Genomic DNA, 21845 nt, shown 5'->3' with positions numbered 1-21845 from the left:
ACGCCTGGTGCATATGCCGCGCTAGACGTACCGCGCGAAACCGGCGTATCCCCCGGGTCCCGGGGGTACGAACCCGTCTCATCACGGGCCTGTTCCGGTCCGATCAGCTGATAGAGCGACTTCTGCCGTGATCTCATGGCGCATGCCCGTGAACAGAGCCGTTCCCGACATCGCGGTGGTCGCGGTGGCCGCCGACACCGCCGTCAGCCGGTCCTTACACCGCTTCCTGGTGGACGCGGGGCTGCCACCGGTCGAGGACGCCGGGTCCGCAGACGTCGCCGTCGTGGTCATCTCGCAGGCCGCGGTGGACGATCCGGGGTGGCAGGAGCGGGTCGGGGCGTGCCGGGGCGCGCGGGTGGTGCCGGTGCGTGTCGACGGGGTACGCAGCAGCCGCGCGCCGGAGCGGCTTCGGCCGGTCAACTGGGTGAGCCTGGACCCCGCTTCACCGGTCACCGCCTTCGGCACGGTGCTCGCCGCGGCGCTCAGTGACCCGCGCCACGTACGCGAGTTGCGCAACCTGCGCGCGCAGGCCGAGGCGTGGACCCGCGGCGAACGCAGCCCCGAGCGCCTCATCGGGGACCACCGGCAGGCGGCCGAGGCGCACGAACTCCTCACCCTGCTGCGGGAGGACGGCTACATCGACACATCGGGACCCGTCGGCGACTTCGTGGCGGCGTCCTACCGGGCCACGGGCAAGCAGCGGCGGCGGAGGCGGCGGCGCCGCACCGTCGGGACCGTCTTCGCGGCGGCCATGGCACTTGTCGTGGCCGTCACGCTGCCGCGCATCCTCAAGACCAGGGGCACCGACTTCAACGCGCTGGTCTCCTTCGGCGACCCGGCGGTGAGCCGCGTGATGCCGGAGTGGACGTCGCTCCAGTCGGCCTCGCTGCTGCTGCGCGGCAATGCGCACCAGAAGGCGCTGGCCCGGCAGACGCTGGCCTCGCTGCTGTCCCTGCCGTGGTCGCTCGGCGGTCCCGTCACCGGAATCGGCGGGCATGATGCGACCGTCGACGGCCTCGCCCTGCTGCCCGGCGGCGGACAGGCGGCACTGCTCCTGCGCAATGTGCCGGACGGCGTCGACAGCCTCGGCCTCTACGACGTCCACGAGGGCGCCGTGCGATGGCAGTTGCGGCTGGGCACGGGCTACGCCGACATCGCGGCCGGCGGCGACGGGCGTACCGTCGTGGCCGTCGGCAAGACCGGCACCGCCGTGGTCGACCTGGCGTCGCGCACGGTTCGCCGGTTCGCCCATGTGGAGAGCGGGCTCGCCGTCACCCGGATGACCCGGCAGGGCGACATCGTGGTGGGCCGCGCCCACCAACTCGTCGTCGGCTCGGCCCGCGACGGGGCCTTCCGCACCGTCGGCCCGCACTACGACACCCTGGTGGACGTCCAGCCCACCGCGGACGGCGGCGCCCGCGCCCTGGTGGCGGTGGCGCCCGGGCGCTACCGGCTGCTGGACGCTGTCACCGGGGCGGTGCTGGCCGGTACGGACGCCCCCGCGCCGATCATCGCGGCGGGCGCGGTCGCCCCCGACGAGGTGTCCGCGGTCTACACCGGCGCCGACCGGCAGCTGTGGCGGCTGGCCCCGGGCCGCGCACCGGCCGCCACGGGTGTCGCGGTGCCCGAACGCACCGAGACCGTAGGCCTGTTGCGGGGCGGGCGGGTGGTCGTCGGCGGCCAGGACCAGCCCACCCGCGTCGTCCGGCTGGCCGACGGCGGCGACCTCGGGACGGTGTGCGGCGACATGCCGCAGCTGAAGATCCTCGCGATGTCCCCGTACGGCGACCAGGTGGGCTGCTGGGGGCCGTACGCCACCACGCTGTGGCAGGCGCCGCCCGGCCCGCTGCCCCCGGACACCGCGCTCCCCGCGGGCGGCCTGCGCACCGGGGCCACCGCGAACGGTCCCACGGCGGCGGTAGGGGCCGACGGCGGCAGCGTCGTGGTCCAGTCGTCCGGCCAACACGCTTTCACCTTGCGGCTGTTCACCGACCCGGTCGCCGCGGTGGCCCTCTCGCCCGACGGCTCCCAGCTGGTTGCGGCGACCTCGCGCGGCGAAGTCGCCGTCGCCTCGCTGCGGATGACTGACGGGGTGGCCCGGGTGGTGGCGAGCTGGCGCATCCCCGGCGGCCAACCGGTTGTCGCCGTGGGCTGGTCGGGTACGAGCCCGCTGGCCACCTCAGGCGACGGGCTGCTGTGGCAGGTGCCGTCCTGCCCCGGCTGCACCACCGACCAGGGGCTGGTCGCCCGGCTGAAAGCCCGGCTCAACGGCTGCTGGATACCCCGCCAATTGCAGAACGTGGACGCCGCCACCCGGCGCACGGTCGACGCCCACGCCTGCCGGCCGCTGCCGCGACCGACGACCCCGGTGGAGGGCTGACATGCTGCACAGCGTCTTCATCTCCTACAGCAGGCGCGACAGTTCATGGGTCGACGCGCTCGTCGCCGACCTCACGAGGCAGGGCGTGCGGTGCTGGATCGACCGCGAGGGCATCCCGTTCTCCGTGCCGTGGCGGGAGGAGGTCGAGGACGCAGTCCAGGCCTGCGACCTCTTCCTCGTCTGCGACTCCGAGCACTGGCGCACCTCGTCCGCCTGCGCCACCGAGGCCGCCTACGCCGTCACATACGGCAAGGTGCGGCTGGACGTCCCCGTGGGGCGGGACGTCGGCGCAGCAGCCGAGGAGACCGCCCGCGCCTGGCGCCAGGCCGCCCGTCGGCACGGCACGGCCACCGAACTGGCCGTCCGCGCACGGGACTGGGACGCCGACGGCCGCACGCACAAGGGCCTCGCGCACTGGCGGCTGCGCAGGAAGTTCGACGCCCTGCGCCGCCAACGCGACCTGTCCGCCGTGGAATCGGCCTACATCGCGGCGAGCCGTCGGCGTACCAGGCGGCAGAGCGCGGTCTCCGGCGCGCTGACCTTGCTGCTGCTCACCGCGTACCTGTCCGGGCGGGTCGCACCCGGCGTCGAGAAGGAGGTCAACCGGCGCCTCGCCGTACAGGCCGACCGCTTCACCGACACCCGCACGGCCCTCGCCCTCATCCAGCAGGACCCCTACCGGGGCCTGCAACTGGCCGCGGGACTCGGCTCTGACGAGTCCGTCGCCGACGCGGAGATCCTCGAAGCCGCACTCGGCGCCGACCTGCCCGACGACGCCTTCACCCTCCCGGTCGCGGGCCGCCGGTTCGCCGACCCGGCGGTCGGCGCGCTCGTGCGGGTCACCGCGGGCGACGGCACGACCTGGCAGCGCGCCGCCGCCGACCGCACCCGGCGCGAGGCCGCCCGCGCCCCGGCGGGCGCCGCCCCGGGTGTCACGCACAGGGCGGCCGACGCCCCGGCCGTACGGTGGCAGGCCGGCTCCGCCCGTATCCAAGTGTTCGGCGGCGGGGAGCCGTTGCGCACAGTCGTCCTGCCCGCCGCCGCCCGCGGGGCCGCCCGGATCTCCCCCGACCAGCGCTGGGTCGCCGTCCCCACCGACGCGGGCGTCGCCCTCGTCTCCGTCAGCCGCGGCACCGTACGCGACGTCCTGACCGGTGCGCACACGCCGGTCACCGACGTGGTGTGGGCCGCGAAGGGCGACCGGGTCTGGGGTCTGGCGGGCACCGCCGTCCTGTCCTGGAACCTCGCCGACGGGCAGGTGCTGCTCGACCGGCCCGGCGAGTGGTTCACCGACCTGCTGCCCGCGGGCGACCCCGCGCACCTCTGGGTCACCGGGCGGGACGGCCAATTGCGGCTGCTGGACGCGGACTCGGGGGAGGTCGTCCGCACCGTGAAGGTCCAGGGGGGGATCGGACTCGCGGCTGGCGACCCCGCGGGCCGGCACGCCGCCGTGACGTGGTCGCTGGAGCCGTCGCTGCACGTTGTCGACCTCGCAACGGGCACGGCCGCACCCGTCGCGCTCCCGTCCGGCTGCCACCCCGGCAGACCCGGCTACGCGCACGACGGCCGCCACCTGTACGTACCGTGCCTGCAGTCCGACGTCCTCGTGGTCGACGCCGGCACCCTGCGGGTCACCGGGCGCATCGGCGTACCCGCGCCCGGCGTCACCGCCCTCGCCCCCGCCCCGTCCGGCGACGGCCTCTTCCTGGCCACCCTCAACGGCGAGATCTACAGTGCCGCCCCCGGGTCCGCACCCGTCCTGCTCCACCGGGTGGGCTGCGCCCCGGACATCGAGGCCATCGCCACCGCGCCAGGACCCCGCATCCTGCCCGTCGGCACCGGCACGGGCGTGTCCGGCTGCACCCAACTCGCCCGCCCCCAGGGCCACGGCGGCTACCACTGGGACTCCCTCATGGACGCACCGCCCGACTCCGTCCTCGCCCTCGGCGCCGCCTACGACCCCACGGGCGAGGCCTTCGCCATCGGATACAGCGACGGCACGCTTGTCCTCCACCCCAGCGGCAACGCGATGCCGCGGCAGGTGCTCACCCATGTCCCCGGCGGCATACGGTCTCTGCTCACCCTGCCGGGGCCACCCGGTACGCCCGGGTCGCTTTACGCGGCCACGCGGGAAGGGGCGGTGGTGCGCGTGCCGTGGTGCCCTTCCTGCCTCAGCAACAAGGCCATGGCGAAAGCCGCGGGCCTCCGGCTGCTGCGGGACCGGGAGTTGGGCCTGACCACGCTCCGGCCGCCCGCCACGCCTACGCCTCGGACGTCCACTTGACCATCCAGGTGTCGTTCAGCACCGAGATGACGTGCTCGCACCGGCTCACCAGCGTGTCCGCCGCTGCCGGGCCGTGGTCCGACGACGCCTCCCACTCCGCCAGCAGCCGCTCCAACTCGGCCGCCGTCCGCAGGAACTCCAGCTCCTGGTACTCGTACTTGGCCGCGGTCGCATACGCCACGAGGGTCGCCGCGACCGTCGACACGACGGCGACCCAGGCCGCCAACTGCTCCACGTAGAAGGCCCCGCTGCCCGCGGCCAGCAGCACCCCCAGGAGGCCCAGGGCGAGTTCCGTGCGCCGCACCACCACGAGGCGCCCGTGCATCCAGGCCGCACGGGGCCGGTAGTAGCCGCTGATCTGCCCGCGCAGCCGCACCTCGACGTAGGAGTCCACGTCGCTCACCGCCGGAAGCGGGCGCGAGCCGTCCAGGTCGATGCCCGACAGGTGCGGAAGCAGGTCGGAGGCCTCGGTGCGTATGCCGTTGACGGTGCTCCGCAGCAGGGCGGCCGGGTCGGCCGTGCTCCGGTAGGGGCCGACGCCGGCCAGGAAGGAGTAGACCTCCGTCTTGTACGCCTCACTGGTCGACCGCAGCCGCGTCCAGTCCTGCACCTCCCGCCGCCCGACCTGCCCGGTCAGCAACGGAACCGCCCCCGCGGCGGCAGCCGCGGCGAACGCGGTCCACCGCGCCGGCCCCGGGTGCCCGCCCCCGATCTGCGCGGCCCCCGCCCCCAGCACGGCGGCCAGCACCCCGCACAACAGGGCGCCTGCCCGCACCCGCCCGATGACCTTCTTCTGCCGCCCCGCGGCCTTCGACCACCCCCCCTGCTCCCCCCAGATCCCCCCGACCACCCCTGCGCTCCCCACCACGGCCATACCCCCAACTATCCTTCCCCCCCACCCACCCCGACCCCCCATTCCCCCGAATTCCCCTCCGCCCGCGGGCCGTCACCGACCCGAAGGGGCTGTTCGGCCCGTGCCGGACCACCGGCCGGCGAGCGAAGCGAGTGGGGGCACCCCCAGGCGAAGCGCTGGGGGAGGCTGGTCGCGCAGTTCCCCGCGCCCCTGAAAAACGCTCCCCCTCGCGGGTCGAGGAGGGCACCCCTGCAAGCGCCCGCCTCTGCGGCGGAGGTCAAGCCATAAGGGGCGCGGGGCTGCGTCTGATCTGCGGCTGCCGCCGCGTGGGCACGTCCTGCCGTATGAGCCGTCGTGTGGCGACGGACCGTCACCACATCAGGGGCGCGGGGAACTGCGCGCCAAGCCCCCACCGGGCGTGCGGGTCGTCACCGGCGCAAGGGGGCTGTTCGGTGCGTACCGGACCACCGGCCGGTGGTGGGCTGGTCGCGGCTGCCGCCGCGTGGGCGCGACAAGCCCCCACCGGGCGTGCGGGTCGTCACCGGCGCAAGGGGGCTGTTCGGTGCGTGCCGGACCACCGGCCGGTGGTGGGCTGGTCGCGGCTGCGCGGTGCCTGGCGGGGGCGGATAGCGTGGGGCGGTGGAGCGCGGGCGGTTGGTCGGGGCGGTGCGGCAGTTGGCCGCGGGCGAAGCGGGGTTCGAGCCCGCGGAACCGCCCCGCGAGGGCACCGTCGTGTTCTGGACCCCTGGCGGGGACCCGCCGGACGTGGGTGTGCCGTACGAGGAGCTGACCGTGGGCGGCCCGGGTGCGGGCGCGGAGACCGTGCGGGCGGTCAGGATCCCGGTGGGCGACGCGGTCCAGGTGCTGACGCGCTGCCGCGCGCTGGGCGCCGAGGGCCGGGCGTCGGCCAGTACCGCCTTCTGGGGCGCCGCGGCGACCTTGGCCCTGGGCCTCCTGGCCCGCGGCCGTGCGGGCCGACTGGACGCCGCCGACGAGGAGCGCCTGACGGCCCTGGCGGCGACGATGCCGGCCCAGGCCTCGCCGGAGCCGCTGCTGCGGGCCTTCCTGGACGCCGTGGCGGACGCGCTCACCAAAGGCAGAAGCACCTTCCCCGCACCGCCCGCCGCCAGGCGCACCCGGCCGGCGGAGGCAACCGCACCGCCCGCCGCCAGGCGCATGCTCGGCACAGAGGCGGTCGCCCCGAACGCCTCCACCCACAGGCCCGCCGCCAGGCGCACCGCGTCGGATGACGCGAGCAAACCCCGCCTCGCTGTCTCCCTCCGGGTGGACCCGGACAGGTTGCGGGCTGTCGTGCAGGTCGCAGGGCTGGGGGAGCCCGGGGTGGTCGCGGACGCCGCGGATGTGTGGGCGGGGCGGCGCCCGGGGGCGGACGTGGTGCGGGTGTTGCGGCGGGCCGCCCGCGTATGGCCGCCGGCGGCACGGCTGCTGGACGTGGAGCGGCCGGACGAGCTGGAGCTTTCCGCCGAGGAGGCGGCCCAGTTGCTCGGGCCGGCGGCGGCCCGCCTGTCCGCGGCGGGGGTCGCGGTGTACTGGCCGAAGGACCTGGTGCGCGGTCTGACCGCGAGGGGCGGCGTCCTGCAGCCGCAACCCACCGCGGGGGCGGGGTTCCTGGACTCCGGCGCCCTCCTGGACTTCCAGTGGCGGGTGGCGCTCGGCGACGACGACCTCACCCCGGCCGAGCTGGAGGAACTGGTGGCCGCGCACCGCCCGGTGGTGCGGCTGCGCGACCGGTGGGTGGTGGTGGACGCGGAGTTGGTACGCCGCCTGCGCCGCCGTAGACCGCCGCTGACCCCGGTCGACGCCCTGGCGGCGGCGCTGACGGGCACCGTCGAGGTGGACGGCGAGCCGGTGCCGGTGACGGCGGGCGGCGCGCTGGAGGAGCTGCGGGCACGTGTCGCGGAGCCCGCAGCGGGCGGCACCGCACCACAGGGCGCCCCGAAAGCCCTCGCCGGGACCCTGCGGGACTACCAACTGCGCGGCCTGGGCTGGCTGCACCGGATGACGTCGCTGGGCCTGGGCGGCTGCCTGGCCGACGACATGGGCCTGGGCAAGACGGTCACCCTCATCGCGCTGCACTTGCGCCGGCAGGAGGAACAGGTCACCGCGGGGCCGACCTTGGTGGTGTGCCCGGCGTCGCTGCTGGGCAACTGGGAGCGGGAGGTCCGCCGTTTCGCCCCGGCGGCAGCCGTCCGCCGCTTCCACGGCCCGAACCGCGACCTGGCCAGTGCCGTGGAAGGCGGCGGTTTCGTCCTGACGACGTACGGGACGATGCGCCGCGACGCGGAACGGCTCGCGGCGCATCCGTGGGGCCTGCTGGTCGCGGACGAGGCCCAGCACGTGAAGAACCCGCACTCGCGCACCGCGCAGGCCCTGCGCACCATCCCCTCCCGCGGGCGGGTCGCCCTGACCGGCACCCCGGTCGAGAACAACCTCACCGAACTGTGGGCGCTGCTCGACTGGACGACCCCGGGTCTGCTCGGCACCCTCCCGTCCTTCCGTGCCCGTTACGCCCGCGCCGTCGAGGACGGCAGGGACCCCCGCGCGGCAGCGCACCTGGCGGCGCTGGTGCGGCCGTTCATGCTGCGCCGCCGCAAGTCGGACCCGGGCATCGCACCGGAGCTGCCGCGCAAGACGGAGACGGACCGCCCGGTGCCGCTGACCCGGGAGCAGGTGTCCCTCTACGAGGCCCTGGTCCGCGAGCTGCTGGCGGAGATCGGCGGCAGCAGCGGCATGGCCAGGCGCGGCCTGGTGATGCGGCTGCTGACCGGTCTGAAGCAGGTGTGCAACCACCCGGCGCAGTTCCTGAAGGAGCCCCCGGGGGCCAGACTGCCGGGCCGTTCGGGCAAGTTGGCGCTGCTGGACGACCTGCTGGACACGGTCGTCGCCGAGGGCGAATCCGCCCTGGTCTTCACCCAGTACGTGGCGATGGGCCGGCTCATCGAACGCCACCTGGGCGCCCGCGGCCTGCGGACCGCCTTCCTGCACGGCGGCACCCCGGTGGCCCGCCGCGAGCAGCTGGTCGACGACTTCCAGGCGGGCGGCCCGCGGGTGTTCCTGCTGTCCCTCAAGGCGGCCGGCACCGGCCTGAACCTGACCAGGGCGGGCCATGTCATCCACTACGACCGCTGGTGGAACCCGGCGGTGGAGGACCAGGCGACGGACCGGGCGTACCGGATCGGGCAGACGCGGCCCGTCCAGGTGCACCGGATCGTCGCCGAGGGGACGGTGGAGGACCGGGTGGCCGGGATGCTGCGCCGCAAGCGGGAGTTGGCGGATGCCGTGCTGGGCTCGGGCGAGGCGGCCCTGTGCGACCTGAGCGACGGCGAACTCGCCGAGCTGGTGGCCCTGCGAAGGCCCCGCCTCTGACGGCGCGGTGATCTACAGTGCTGCGGTACGTACGCACAGGCCAGCACACCGTGACCCCGGAGAAGGACCGAAGGACCATGCCCACCGAGACGTTCGAGTTCCAGGTGGAAGCCCGCCAGCTTCTGCAGATGATGATCCACTCGATCTACTCCAACAAGGACGTGTTCCTGCGTGAGTTGATCTCCAACGCCTCCGACGCCCTGGACAAGCTGCGGCTCGAAGCGCTGCGCGACGACTCGCTCGGCGCGGACACCGCCGACCTGCACATCGCCCTGGAGGCCGACCCGCAGGCCCGTACGCTGACCGTGCGGGACAACGGCATCGGCATGTCGCGCGACGAGGTCGTCGCCCTGATCGGCACCATCGCGAACTCGGGCACCGCGGCCTTCCTGCGCGAGCTGAAGGAGTCGGGCGAGGCCGCGGGGGCGGCGCCGGAGCAGGGCCTGATCGGCCAGTTCGGCGTCGGCTTCTACTCCAGCTTCATGGTGGCCGACGAGGTGACGCTGCTGACCCGGCGTGCGGGCGAGTCCACCGGTACGCGCTGGACGTCCGGCGGCGAGGGCACGTACACCGTGGAGAGCGTGGACGACGCCCCGCAGGGCACCGCGATCACGCTGCGGCTCAAGCCGGAGGACGCCGAGGACCGGCTGCACGACTACACCTCGCCGTGGAAGCTCCGGGAGATCGTCAAGCGCTACTCGGACTTCATCACCTGGCCGATCCGCATGGCGGAACCGTCCGGCGGCGGGACGGAGCCGGAGACGGGCTCGGACGCGGACGCGGCGAAGGAGCCGGAGACCCTCAACTCGATGAAGGCGCTGTGGGCGCGTTCGCGCGACGAGGTCACCGACGCCGAGTACCACGAGCTGTACAAGCACATCAGCCACGACTGGACCGACCCGCTGGAGACGGTCCGGCTGCACGCCGAAGGCACCTTCGAATACCAGGCGTTGCTGTTCATCCCGGCGCACGCCCAGCAGGACCTGTTCCTCCAGGGCTACAAGCGCGGTGTGCAGCTGTACGTGAAGCGCGTCTTCATCATGGACGACTGCGAAGCGCTGATGCCGTCCTACCTGCGCTTCGTCAAGGGCGTGGTGGACGCGCAGGACCTGTCGCTGAACGTGTCGCGGGAGATCCTGCAGCAGGACCGGCAGATCCAGCTGATGCACCGCAGGCTCGCCAAGAAGGTGCTCTCCACGGTCAAGGACATGATGTCCGCACACCCCGAGCGATATGCCACCTTCTGGCGGGAGTTCGGCCGCGTCCTCAAGGAGGGCCTGCTCGGCGACGGCGAGAACCGCGACGCGATCCTCGGGGTGTCGTCCTTCGCCACCACCCACGACAAGGACCAGCCCACGACGCTGGCGCAGTACGTGGAGCGGATGAAGGAGGGCCAGGAGCACATCTACTACCTGACCGGCGAGTCGCGGCAGGCGATCGAGAACTCCCCGCACATGGAGGCCTTCCAGGCCCGCGGCATCGAGGTGCTGCTGCTGACCGACCCGGTGGACGAGGTGTGGGTCGACTCCGCCCCGCAGTTCGACGGCCGCGACTTCCGCTCGGTCGCCAAGGGCGAGGTGGACCTCGGCACCGAGGAGGAGAAGGAGCAGGCGGGCAGCGAGCGTGAGAAGCAGCAGGAGGAGTACGCGGGCCTGCTGGCGTGGATGGCCGGGCAGCTCGCCGAGCACGTCAAGGAGGTACGGCTGTCCTCCCGGCTGACCGTCTCGCCCGCGTGCGTCGTCTCCGACACCCACGACGTGACCCCGGCGCTGGAGAACCTCTACCGGGCGATGGGCCAGGAGATCCCGCACCCCAAGCGCATCCTCGAACTCAACCCGGCCCACCCCCTGGTCACGGCCCTCAACCGCGGCCACACCGCGGACCCGGCCGCGCCGGAGCTGGCGGAGTCCGCGGAGCTGCTGCACAGCCTGGCCCTGCTGGCCGAGGGCGGCGAGCTGCCCGACCCGGCCCGCTTCGTGAAGCTGATGGCGACCCGCCTGGAGCGCACCGTCTGAGCGCGCCGTCCGAGCGCACCGTCCGAGCGGCCCTCCGCGCGGCACGGTCGCTGTCAGCGGCGCATGACATGCTGGGGGGATGCAACTCTCCTTCGCCGATGCTCTGCCCCCCGAGTCCACACCCGTGGACGGCGAAGGTGCCTTTTCCCTGGAGCGGCGTTTCGACGCGCCTTTCGTGGCCGCGCTCGCCATGCGGGAGAAGCAGGTCCAGCAGTCGTACCGGCCGATCATCAGCATTCACAAATGGTTCGCCAGGCGCCCTGGCAGCGTGTTCCGCAGCCTGATCCTTTCCGAGTTCGCGGAAAAGGAGCTGCGGGAGGCGTACTGGGCGGGAAACCGTTTCGACGCGGTCGTCGCCGACCCGTTCATGGGCGGCGGCACGACGGTCTTCGAGTCGCTGCGGGTCGGCGCGAGCGCCGTGGGCTGCGACGTCAACCCCATGGCGTACTGGCTGGTGCGGCAGGCGGTGGACCCGATCGATCTGGACGCCTTCCGCGTTGCCGGGCGACAGGTGTTCGACGAGCTGAACTCGCGTATCGGCGAGCTGTACAAGACGGCCTGCACGTCCTGCGCGCAGGAAGCGGACGTCAAGTACTTCCTGTGGGTCAAGACGTGCGCGTGCCCGGGGTGCGGCAAGCAGACGTCGCTTTTCCCCGGTTACCGGGTGGCCGAGTCGGTCCGCCACCCGAAAGAGGTCTTCACCTGCCCGGCCTGCGACATCCTGCAGGAATTCGGCAAGGGCGAGGAGAAGGCCTGCGCAAAGTGCGGGCTCGACCTTTCGCAGGGGAACACGCGGCGCGGGAAAACGTCCTGCCTGGACTGCGGTACGGAGTTCGCGCACCTGGAAGAGCTGGGCTCACCGCCCGAGCACCGGCTTTTCGCCATCGAGTACCAGTGCCCGCACTGCTACGCGAGCACACCAGGCCGCCAGTTCAAGAGCCCGGACGCCGACGACCACCGCAAGCTGCGGCAGGCCGCGGACATGCGGGAGAGCGGCGCGGGGGACGCGGTCGCCGGCCTGGCCCTCGACGGCCTGGCCCTGGAGGACGCGATCCCCGACGACGCGATCCCGGAGGGCGACGAGACGAACCGGCTGCACCGCTGGGGCTACTCGCGCTACCGGGAGCTGTTCAGCAGCCGCCAGCAGCTGGGCCTCGGCATCCTGGCCGGCATCATCAGGAAGGTCGAGGACCGGCGTATGCGGCATGCGCTGGCCACCGTCTTCAGCGACTTCCTGCGCTACCAGAACCTGCTCTGCCGCTATGACACCTATGCCCTGAAATGCCAGGACATCTTCTCGGTGCACGGCTATCCGGTCGGACTGGTCGCGTGCGAGAACAACCTCCCCGGCATTCCGCGGGTCGGGTCCGGTTCCTTCATCCACTTCGTGGAGAAGTTCGCGAAGGCGAAGAAGTACGCGCAGGCGCCGTACGAGACGACGCAGTCCCGCGGTGCGAAGAAGACCGTGCCGACGCCGGGGGAGTCGATCGAGGCCGCGGTCGTGGCGGCGGAACCGCACCCGGCCGACCGCGCCGCCTGGCTGAACTGCTCGCCCTCCCAGGTCCTCGACCTGCGCGACGAGAGCCTCGACGCGGTCTTCACCGACCCGCCCTACTTCGACAACGTGCAGTATGCGGAGCTGATGGACTTCTGCTTCGTCTGGCTGCGCAGGATCCTGGCCGACGACGACGAGGCCTTCCGCCGCGCGTCGACCCGCACCGCGTACGAGCTGACCGGGAACCGCACGCTCGGGCGCGGCCTGGAGAACTTCACCAGCGGGCTCAGCGAGGTCTTCGTGCGGATGTCCGCGGCGATGAAGCGCGGCGCCCCCTTCGCCTTCACCTACCACCACAACGACCCGGCGGCGTACGTCCCGCTCGTCGTCGCGATGCTGGACGCCGGGTTCACCTGCACCGCCGTCCTGCCCGCGCCCGCCGAGATGGCCGCCTCGCTGCACATCGCCGGGACGAACTCCTCGATCCTCGACTCGGTCTTCGTGTGCAGGAAGCGGGAGTACGCGGCCGCCGCGGTGTCCCTGCCCGCGCCCCGGGGGTCGGTGGCCGCCGCGGTGGCGCGCGACGTCGCGTCGATGAAGGCGGCGGGATACGCGTGCACCGCGGGCGACCTGGCGTGCCTGGAGGCCGGGCACGTGGCGGGGGAGGCGGTGCGGACCCTCGCGAACGGGGAGTGGGACCCGCGGGCGCCGGTCGGCGCGCGCATGGCCGCCGTCCGGGCGGCCGTGGAGACGATCGCGGACAGAAAAGTCGCGGCCAGAAAAGTCGCGGCCAGAAGAGTCGCGGACGGAAAAGTCGTGGACGGAAAAGTGGGGGCACAGTGAACACGGCGCGGCCATTCCAGTTCGGGCAACTCCCGGCGGGCGCCGACCTCGACGCGCTCGTCGCGGTCACCTTCGGGGATCTCAGCAGCCAGTTCATGAACATGCCGCGGGGCGGCTCCTTCGTGGAGTACGCGGACTTCCGCGCCGGCTACGAGGCGCTGCGGATGTCCACCCGCGGCTTCGCGGCCTTCGACGCCCACTCCTGCTGGCAGGCGATGCTCCAGGACGCGCGCGCCTTCCTGGCCCTGCGCGCGGTCATCGGCGTGACCCCGCCGGAGTGGGGCGACCTCACCCGCGAGCGCACCGGCGTGCAGATCCCCAACGGGGCGGCGCGTACGTACGACGGCGCCGCCAAGAAGGACCCCGGCTACTTCGCGCGCTGCTCCCCGCTCGTCGCCGACCGGGTCCGCGCCATGGTCGAGGCCGCCTGCGACGTGCTGCGCCGCGGGGTCGAGGACGTGCCGGAGGGCGCCGTCAACCGCCTCGACAAGTTCGACACCCGGGAGGGCGTACCGAGCATCTCCCACGCCGCCGAGCACCACGTCCCGTACGCCGTGCTGCTCTACGAGCGCTTCCTCGGGCGGCCCTTCGCCGGGCACCGCGACGCCGTCTCGGAGAGCGTCGGCGACGTCATGGAGAGCGCGATCGAGGCGCTGCTGACGCAGGCCCGCATCCCCTTCCGCAAGACCAGGCGGGCGGAAAGGGTGCCCGGGTTCGAGCAGGCGCCCGACTTCTTCGTCCCCGACGAGATATCCCCGCGCGTCGTCATCGAGGCGAAGATCACCGGCGACGACGGCACCGCCCGCGACAAGGTCGCCCGCATCCTGCGGCTCGGGCAGATGCGGGACGCGGCGGCCCGGGAGGGCAGGACGCCCTGGCAGCTGGTCGCCTGCATCGACGGCCGCGGCTTCGGCGTCCGCAAGCAGGACATGCGGGACCTGCTGACGGTGACCCGGGGGAAGGTCTTCACGCTCAACACCCTTGACGGACTTGTGCCGTTCACGGACCTGGCGGAGTTCGCGCCGCCGTCCGCCTGACCGACCGCCCGACACGCCGCCCGGGCGGCCGGCGCACAACTGTGCCCGTGTCTCAGCCGGGTGACAGCACCGTCATGGCCGCGAGACGGCACGAACCGGCAGGCCCGGGCCGTACGTGATGATGATCGACACCGTGCGGCGCACCACCGGGAGACCGGCGCCCGCACCCGCCACCCGGAGGGGACCCCGCCATGAACCGTCGTCTGCACACCGCACTTGCCGTCACCGCCGCGCTCGGCGCGGGCCTGCTGATGACGGCGTGCGGGGGCAGTGACAAGCCGGCGGCCTCGGCCACGTCGCCGTCCGCGACGGCGACGGCGTCGTCCACGCCGACCGCGACGGACGCCCCGACGGCGACGGCGACCGGCTCTGCGGACACGTCCGGGTCGGACAAGGGATCGTCCGACAAGGGATCGGCGGACAAGGCGTCGTCCGACAAGGGCGCCGCGGACAAGACGGGTTACGGCCAGGCCTGCGGCACGAACGACATCACGTGGAGCGTGACGTCCGAGTCCCAGGCGGGCGGCTACTTCCTGATCAAGGCCAAGGCCAACCCCGGCATCACCTGCGTCCTGCCCATCGAGGTGCCGGTCGTCGCCTTCGGGTCCGACGGCACGGAGGCCGCCCCCGCCGAGCAGTCCGCAGGCCGGCCGATCACGCTGCGCGCGGGCGTCACCGTCTACGCGGGCGTGAACCCCAAGACGACCCCGCAGGACGGCGGCAAGGAACTGGACAGCCTCATCCTGTCCGTGTCCGACACCGACCCGAACCCGGTCTCGGTGAAGGTCGGTTCCTACGTCGTGGACAAGCCGATCGTGACCGACTGGCACACCTCGGCGACGGACGCCGTCCCCTTCTCGGACTGAGCCTGCCGGGGACTTCCGGGCCTGGCGTCCGGGCTCGCGGCGGCCCCGCCCGTACGATCGGGTCCGTGGAGAAGGCCGAGGCATCCGGTGCGCCGGTGATCACCGGTGCACCGGGGACGTTCGCGTGGTCCGTGCTCGCCGAGCGCCACCCCGCCCTGATCCGGCAGGTCCGCGACGCCTTCCCCTACCCGCCCGGACAGCAGCGCGCCCTGGACGCCCTCCAGGAGGAGACCGCCCACGGCCTCATCCAGCCGCTGCCGCCCGGTGCGGCGGACGGCGCCCGGTGGGCCGCCTGGGGCAGCGGCCACATCGGGCGGTCGTGGTTCGAGGTGCCCTTCCTGTGGGCCGAGAGCTACTTCTACCGCCGACTCCTCGAAGCCGTCGGCTACTTCGGCCCCGGCGCCTGGCAAGGCGTCGACCCCTTCGCGCCCTTCAAGCGCGCCGAGCTCAACGGATCGGCGGTCGAGGGGGAGTTGGCGGCGCTGGACGAGGTGGCGCGGCTGCCGCTCGCCGAGCAGGACCACGCGCTGCTCGGCGCCGCGCTGTGGGGCAACCGGGCCGACCTCGGCTTCCTGATCTCCGCCGGCGACCCGGGTACGGCCGGCACCCACGTCGTCGCCGACGACAGCGCCTTGTTCTGGCGGCACCTGGCCGACGCCTCCCCCGCCACGGTGTACCTGGTCGCCGACAACGCGGGCCGTGAACTGATCCCCGACCTGGTCCTCCTCGACCACCTGCTGACCACCGGCCGCGCCGCCCGGGCCGTCCTGCACGTCAAGCCCACCCCGTACTACGTCTCCGACGCCACGCCCGCCGACGTCCTCGACTGCCTGCGCCGCATGGCCGAGGCCCCAGGCCGCGCCGCCGAGACCGCGACCCGCCTGTGGTCCGCCCTCACCCGCGGCCGGCTGAGGCTCACGGCGCACCCCTTCTCCTGCGCGCCCCTCCCCTACGCGGCCATGCCCGCCGACCTCCGTACGGACCTGGCCGCGGCGACGGTCACCGTCGTGAAGGGCGACCTGAACTACCGCCGCCTGGTCGGCGACAACCTGTGGCCCGCGACGACCCCCTTCGCCACCCTCACCGGGTACTTCCCGAGCCCGCTGCTGGCCCTGCGCACCCTCAAGTGCGACGTCGCGGTCGGCCTCACCCCGGCGACGCTCGCCACCCTGGAGTCAGACCCCACCCCCTGGCGCACCGCGGGGACCCACGCCGTCCTGCACTTCCGCCCCTGACGGGCCGGCGGTCGGGGTCAGCCGGCCTGCGGTGCCTGCGTCGGGTCCGGGTCCGGGGTCGGTGCCGTGGTGGGGCCGGTCGTGGCTCCGCCTTCTCCGCCGGTGTCCGTTCCCGTGCCCGGGGCGGGCGTGGCAGAAGGGGGCGGCGTGGGGTCCTGGGTGTGCTGCGGGGAGGTGGGGTCGCCAGCGGTGGGTGTGGGGTGCGCCGGGCGCTGGTGGGAGGGGGTGGGGCGGTCGGTGGTGGTGCGGGGGTCGGGGGCCGTCGCGGGGGTGGGCGGGGTGCCGCCGGAGTGGGCGGAACCGTGGCCCGTGACGGCGTTGCCGATCGTCGTGCCGTGGCCGTGGCCGCTGATGTTCTCGCCCGCGGCGGCCTCGTAGACGGTGATGCCGGCCATGGTCAGGCCGAAGGCGAGCGCGACGGCCACCGCGGGCCGCTTCCAGTTGCGCTTGGCTCCGGCGCGGTAGGAGGTGGCCTCGCCGTAGCCGTCCCCGCAGCTGTCGCCGTAGCCGTCGGCGATGCCCGGGTCGGGGAGCGGGGCCGTCTGCGCCGGGAGGGCGCGGGTGGGGGCTGTGCGGTCGGCGCGGTCGGCGCGCGGCCAGGCCTGCTCGCGTATCCGGCGCACCCCCGGGCGGGCCTGCACCGCGACCTCCTGCACCTGCCGCCCGGTGCGCCGGAAGAAGTGCTGGAGGATCGAGCCGCCGCAGGTGCCCAGGACGCTGACCACGCCCGCGCCGACGATGGTGCCGTAGACGCCGAGGTTCGAGGCGAGCTTGGCCGCCACCACGGCGGCGACCGCGCTGCCTGCGACCTGCGGCACGTTCAGGTCGAGCCTGCCTTCGCGGCGGCCCGCGGCAGGCGCCTTCTCCGGGGGCTGCCCGCCGTCCGCGCGCCCGCCACCGCCACGTGCCTCGCCCATGCTGGTCCTGCCCGCCTCTCCGTCCGACCTCCTGAGGTCAGAGGGTCAGACGGGCAAGCGGAGTCGCGAGTTCCACTTGTCGGACATTCGTGAGGTATGACACTGGCGCTGATGCATGCGGTGCCGCCGGGGTCATTCGCGGTCGCGCGGTGCGGTGAGCGCCCGCAGGCCCGCGACGACGGCGAAGCTGACCGCCAGCACCGCGAAGAACAGGCCGACGGTGGTTGCCGTGCCCACCTGCGAGGGCGGGAAGACGACCTGGCGTGCGACGTTGAGCCCGCCGATGGTGACGACGTACATCCACCACGGAGCCCGGAGTGCACGGTTCATGAGTCCCTGACCTCCCCGTTTTTTTGACACAGGCGTGTCATAATCAATGTAACACGCGTGTGTGACAATGGCCTGGTGCCGAAAGTCGTGGACCACGAGGGCCGCCGCGCCGAGCTGGCCGTGGCCCTGTGGCGCGTGGCGCTGCGCGACGGCTTCGACGCGGTGACCGTCCGCTCGGTGGCCGAGGAGTCGGCCTGGTCCGCGGGCGCCCTGCGCCACTACTTCCCGGACAAGACGACGATGGTCCTCTTCGCCATCGACTTCGTCGTGGAGTCGGTACGCCGGCGCATCGGCGACGCCAACGCCGCCGCGGGCGCCCTGACCCCGCAGCTGGTGCAGGACCACCTGGAGCAGTTCCTGCCGCTGGACGACGAACGCCGGCTGGAGTCCGAGGCCTGGTTCGCCCTGGTGACCCTCGCGCACCGCGACCCCGCCGCCGCCGAGCGCCGCACCCAGGTCGACGACCTGATCCGCGGCGCCGTCGAGAGCGCCGTCGCCGCCCTGGAGGAGCTGGGCGCGCTCGGCGCCGGCCGCACCCGGGCCGCGGAGACCGCCGGGCTGCACGCCCTGCTCGACGGCATGGTGCTGCAACTGCTCGCCCGGCCCCCGCGGTTGAGCCCCGAGCAGGCGCGGGACATGCTCGTACGGCACCTGGCCGAGCTGCGGGCCTCAGGCCCCGGGGTCTGAGCCTCGCCCGGCGCACGGCGGTTACGGCACCGGCGGCGTCCCCTCAGTCGTGGTCGTAGACGGTGACCCGTATGGGCACGTCGGCCCCGACCAGCCGCGCGGCGACCAGCGGCTCGACGCGCTCCCATTTCCCGCCCGCCAGGCCGCAGCCGATCCGCGGCATGTGCACCGACGCCTCCAGCTCGGCGGCCCGTACCGCCAGGGACGCCAGGGCGGTGTCGATCGCCTCGTACCGCACCGGCACCCCCTTGCTGCCGGTGCGTATCCCGTGCTGCCCGATCATGTTGGCGACCCACAGCAGCGGCCCTACCCGTACGACCTGCACGGCGCCCAGCCCGAAGTCGTTCCCCGCCCGCTCCCGGTGCCACCGCCGGTACGCGGCCTCCGGCTCCGCCCACCGCCGGGAGACCGCGAGCACGAACCCCTTGCCCCAGCCGCCCAGGTCGTTGCACACGTGCGCGATCACCTTCGGCCCCTTGCCCAAGGGCGTCGTCGCGTCCCCGCGCACGTACTCGATCCCCGTACTCGTGTTCTCCCCCATGCCCGCCAACGTATCCGCCCCCACTGACAACGCCCCCTGACCTGCGGCGACCCCGGTCAGGGGGTTCGGCTCGCGACAGGCCGACGCCGCGCCCGCCCGCCGCCTCGGTCAGCCCGACCGCCAGCCGCGTCCCCCGGCCCCCGGCCCCGGCCGCCCCGCCCGGACCGTAGCGGCCGGACCGCGACCGTGGAGGACGCGCCGAGCGCGGCACCCCGCCAACGATTCGCTGTCCTACTCGTCCAGTAATGTTCTGGTATCGGGTGGTAAGAGGCTGAGCGGGGCAGCAGCAAGGAGAGGTGCGAGCATGCGCAACGGTCCTGGTCGGGGCGGTCCCCGACGGCTTCTCCTGCGGGGTGCCGCTCTGCTGCTGGCCGCCGTCGCGGCCGTCACCGGCGTCGCCACCGCCGTCGCGGCCGTGACCGCCGCCGGCGTGGTCTTCGCGCCGCCCGCGCGCTCCGAGAGCGCGATCGACGCCGTGGCCAAGCAGCTCAGGAAGGGTCCGGTCTACGTCGACCCGCGCGTGTCCGACCAGCTGACACCGAGTCAGGCGACGTCCCTCGCGGACCGGATCAAGTCCGCGAACAAACCGGTCTTCGTGGCCGTACTGCCGGCCGCCCCGGAGTTCCCCGCGCAGACCGTGCTGCAGGACCTGCGTTCCGCGACCGGCGTCACCGGCCTGTACGGCGTCCACCTCGGCGGCAACTTCGTCGCGGGCGCCGACCCGCAGGTCATGTCGCCCCAGGCGGTCGACAACCTGGTCGGCCAGGTCCTGCGGTCCTCCGACGGCAACACCTCCGCCGAGCTGGACAGCTTCGTCAACGGCGCCATCCCGCAGGTTAAGGGTGTCGGCCCCGACTCCTGGAAGAGCCACAGCGGGGGCATCGACGGCACCGGCTTCATCGTCGCGGGCGCGATCCTGGCCGCCGTGCTCGCCGGCGGCTGGCTGCTGCTGCGCAGGCGCCGCAAGGCGCGCGAGGAGCAGCAGCGCGACCGGCTGCGGCAGCTGCGTACGGCCGTCGACGAGGACATCACCGCGTACGGCGAGGAGCTGGACCGGCTGGCCTTCCGCCCCGACGACCCCGCCTCCGACGACGCCATGCGCGGCGACTACGCCCAGGGCCTCGACGCGTACGAGCGCGCCAAGGCGCTGCTGGCCGCGGCCCGCCGCCCCGAGGAGGTCGAACCCGTCACCCGCACCCTGGAGGAGGGCCGCTTCGCCCTCGCGACGCTGGACGCCCGCCGCAGCGGCAAGCCCCTCCCGGAACGCCGTCCCCCCTGCTTCTTCGACCCCCGGCACGGCCCCTCGGTACGCGACGTCTCCTGGACCCCGCCCGGCGGCACCCCCCGCGACGTCCCCGCCTGCGCCGCCGACGCGGCCCGTATCGCCGACGGCGAGGCCCCGCTGACCCGCACCGTCGACACCGCCCGCGGCCCGCAGCCCTACTGGAACGCCGGCCCGGCCTACGCCCCTTACGCCGGCGGCTACTTCGGCGGCGGCCTCCTCCCCGGCCTCCTGGCCGGCACCCTCCTCGGCGGCTCCCTCTTCGGCCCCGGTTACGCCTACGGCGACGTCTACCCCGGCGACGGCACCCCCGCCCCCGAGGGCGGCGACTACACCGGCTCCGACTTCGACCCTGGCGACTTCGGCGGCACGAGCGGCGACGCAGGCGGCGGCTTCAGCGACCCCGGCGGCGGCTCCTTCGGCTGACCACCTGTGCCACCCCCTTGCCGAGCCGGGCACGCCTGAGCCGGACTCCGTCGCAGGTCAGCGAATCCTTGGGGCGGCGACTGTCCCATCCTCGCCGGCGACGTACCCGTGGCTGCGTCCGCCGGCGTCCGGGGCGGCCACGACCGCGAGCCGGCCGCGGAGGCCGCCCCACCCGTCCCGGCCCAGGGCGCGGTCCTCTTCTGACCGCGGCAGGATGCGGCGCGAACTACCCCAGCGCCGCCAGCAGTTCCCGCTCCCGCTCACCGCTGAGCCCCGCCCTGCGCGGCCGGTCGAGCCCTTCCGTACGCTCCCAGCGCAGCGTGTCCGCCAGCATTTCCGCCCGCGGCCGGTGGCGCAGCCCGGCCGCTGCGGCGGCGGCGCCGCTGCGGGCGCTGAAGCCCGCCCAGTCCGGGTCGGACATCCACATCGCCAGCGACTCGGGACCCATGAACTGCCCCACCTCCCGCTCCAGCAGCCAGTCCGCGCCTGCCTCCACCACAGGCCCGGTGTGCCCGCCGACCTCCCGGGACAGCGCCACCCACTCGGCGAAGGGAACGACCGGGCCGACCGCGTCGTACGTCCCGGTGGTGCCCTTCTCGGCGCAGTCCAGCAGCCACGCGGCGAGGTCGCGTACGTCGACCGCCTGCGTGGTGATGCCGAGCGGCGCGGGCACCAGCATCGGCGCCAGCGGTTCGCGTGCCGCCCGGGCGACCCAGTAGCCGGTGCGCCCGGTGTGGTCGCCGGGACCGCCGATCAGGCCGGCTCGCGCGACGAGGAGCCGGTCGCCCACCGCGGCCGCCGAGGCCTGCTCGCAGGCCACCTTGGCCTCCCCGTACTCCTCGCGCTCGACCTCGTCGCGCCCGATCGCCGGGAGCAGTTCCGCCGACTCGTCCGCGTCTGGCTGGGCGTGCGAGGCGTACGCGCTGACCGAGGAGACGTACGACCAGTGGCCCGTCCGCTCCCCGAGCGCGGCCAACGCCCCCCGTACGAAGCCGGGTTGCCACGACACCTCGACCACGGCGTCCCAGTCCCGCCCGGCCAGGCTCCCGTATGCCGCCGCTCCGTCGCGCCGGTCCGCGACGACCAGCGACGCGCCCTCGGCCACGCCGCCGCTCTCGCCGCGGGCCAGGCAGGTCACCCGATGCCCGCGCTCCACCGCCTGCCGCGACACCTCGCGGCCCAACCATGCCGTCCCGCCCAGTACCAAGGTCTCCATCGCCCCAGCCAAGCACGGGTGGCGGCCCGACGAGCCGCCGATTCGCCGACG

At 73.8% G+C, this 21845-nt stretch carries 15 protein-coding genes; 10 read left to right on the top strand and 5 right to left on the bottom strand.

Going from position 1 to position 21845, the window contains the following annotated elements; genetic code table 11:
• The first annotated feature begins 148 nt into the window (after positions 1–148).
• Together JT723_RS05140 and JT723_RS05135 are read left to right on the top strand one after the other, a co-directional pair.
• Positions 149–2380, top strand: coding sequence for a WD40 repeat domain-containing protein (locus JT723_RS05140; protein WP_205043164.1), 2232 nt, complete (start codon positions 149–151; stop codon positions 2378–2380).
• Position 2381: 1 nt separating this feature from the next.
• Entirely contained in the window at positions 2382–4664 is a 2283-nt protein-coding gene (locus JT723_RS05135; protein ID WP_205043162.1) for a toll/interleukin-1 receptor domain-containing protein, read from the top strand.
• Here JT723_RS05135 and JT723_RS05130 read toward each other — a convergent pair.
• Positions 4642–5538: a DUF4231 domain-containing protein gene (locus tag JT723_RS05130; RefSeq protein ID WP_205043160.1), complete on the bottom strand. Its 897-nt coding sequence runs from the start codon at positions 5536–5538 to the stop codon at positions 4642–4644. The genes JT723_RS05135 and JT723_RS05130 overlap by 23 nt on opposite strands.
• 618 nt (positions 5539–6156) lie before the next feature.
• Here JT723_RS05130 and JT723_RS05125 point away from each other — a divergent pair.
• The 6 genes from JT723_RS05125 to JT723_RS05100 all read left to right on the top strand — a co-directional run bounded on the left by JT723_RS05125 (position 6157) and on the right by JT723_RS05100 (position 16395).
• Entirely contained in the window at positions 6157–8904 is a 2748-nt protein-coding gene (locus JT723_RS05125; protein WP_205043158.1) for an SCO1167/SCO6262 family helicase, read from the top strand.
• A 77-nt stretch (positions 8905–8981) separates the two neighbouring features.
• Complete coding sequence (htpG, locus tag JT723_RS05120; RefSeq protein ID WP_205043156.1) at positions 8982–10919, top strand: molecular chaperone HtpG; 1938 nt, start codon at positions 8982–8984, stop codon at positions 10917–10919.
• Between the two features lie 79 nt (positions 10920–10998).
• On the top strand, positions 10999–13257 hold the full coding sequence (locus tag JT723_RS05115; RefSeq protein WP_205043154.1) for a DUF1156 domain-containing protein: 2259 nt from the start codon (positions 10999–11001) through the stop codon (positions 13255–13257).
• Positions 13254–14294, top strand: a complete 1041-nt coding sequence (locus JT723_RS05110) for a hypothetical protein (RefSeq protein WP_205043152.1) — start codon at positions 13254–13256, stop codon at positions 14292–14294. The genes JT723_RS05115 and JT723_RS05110 overlap by 4 nt, the downstream gene beginning before the upstream one ends.
• Before the next feature lie 191 nt (positions 14295–14485).
• Positions 14486–15160, top strand: coding sequence for a DUF4232 domain-containing protein (locus JT723_RS05105; RefSeq protein ID WP_205043150.1), 675 nt, complete (start codon positions 14486–14488; stop codon positions 15158–15160).
• A 56-nt stretch (positions 15161–15216) separates the two neighbouring features.
• Positions 15217–16395 (top strand): damage-control phosphatase ARMT1 family protein, encoded by a 1179-nt coding sequence (locus JT723_RS05100; protein WP_372441232.1) that lies wholly within the window; start codon positions 15217–15219, stop codon positions 16393–16395.
• A 17-nt stretch (positions 16396–16412) separates the two neighbouring features.
• Here JT723_RS05100 and JT723_RS05095 read toward each other — a convergent pair whose 3' ends face one another.
• A complete protein-coding gene (locus JT723_RS05095) occupies positions 16413–17312 on the bottom strand; it encodes a hypothetical protein (RefSeq protein ID WP_240165053.1) in 900 nt (299 codons plus the stop codon).
• 132 nt (positions 17313–17444) lie between these two features.
• Entirely contained in the window at positions 17445–17642 is a 198-nt protein-coding gene (locus JT723_RS05090; protein WP_205043147.1) for a hypothetical protein, read from the bottom strand.
• A 75-nt stretch (positions 17643–17717) separates the two neighbouring features.
• Between JT723_RS05090 and JT723_RS05085 the strand changes: the two genes are divergently transcribed.
• Complete coding sequence (locus tag JT723_RS05085) at positions 17718–18329, top strand: TetR/AcrR family transcriptional regulator (RefSeq protein ID WP_205043145.1); 612 nt, start codon at positions 17718–17720, stop codon at positions 18327–18329.
• A gap of 43 nt (positions 18330–18372) precedes the next feature.
• Here the strand turns inward: JT723_RS05085 and JT723_RS05080 are convergent, their stop codons facing one another.
• Positions 18373–18870 (bottom strand): macro domain-containing protein, encoded by a 498-nt coding sequence (locus JT723_RS05080; RefSeq protein ID WP_205043143.1) that lies wholly within the window; start codon positions 18868–18870, stop codon positions 18373–18375.
• A gap of 304 nt (positions 18871–19174) precedes the next feature.
• Between JT723_RS05080 and JT723_RS05075 the strand changes: the two genes are divergently transcribed.
• Complete coding sequence (locus tag JT723_RS05075) at positions 19175–20578, top strand: hypothetical protein (RefSeq protein WP_205043142.1); 1404 nt, start codon at positions 19175–19177, stop codon at positions 20576–20578.
• A 226-nt stretch (positions 20579–20804) separates the two neighbouring features.
• On the opposite strand, the gene JT723_RS05070 is transcribed toward JT723_RS05075, so the two are convergent.
• On the bottom strand, positions 20805–21794 hold the full coding sequence (locus tag JT723_RS05070; protein ID WP_205043141.1) for an NAD-dependent epimerase/dehydratase family protein: 990 nt from the start codon (positions 21792–21794) through the stop codon (positions 20805–20807).
• Positions 21795–21845 lie beyond the last annotated feature (51 nt).

The organism is Actinacidiphila bryophytorum, assembly GCF_016916835.1.
Taxonomy (GTDB): domain Bacteria; phylum Actinomycetota; class Actinomycetes; order Streptomycetales; family Streptomycetaceae; genus Actinacidiphila; species Actinacidiphila bryophytorum.
The sequence above is the reverse complement of the archived record's forward strand: the minus strand, read 5'-3'. Positions and strand labels throughout refer to the sequence as shown.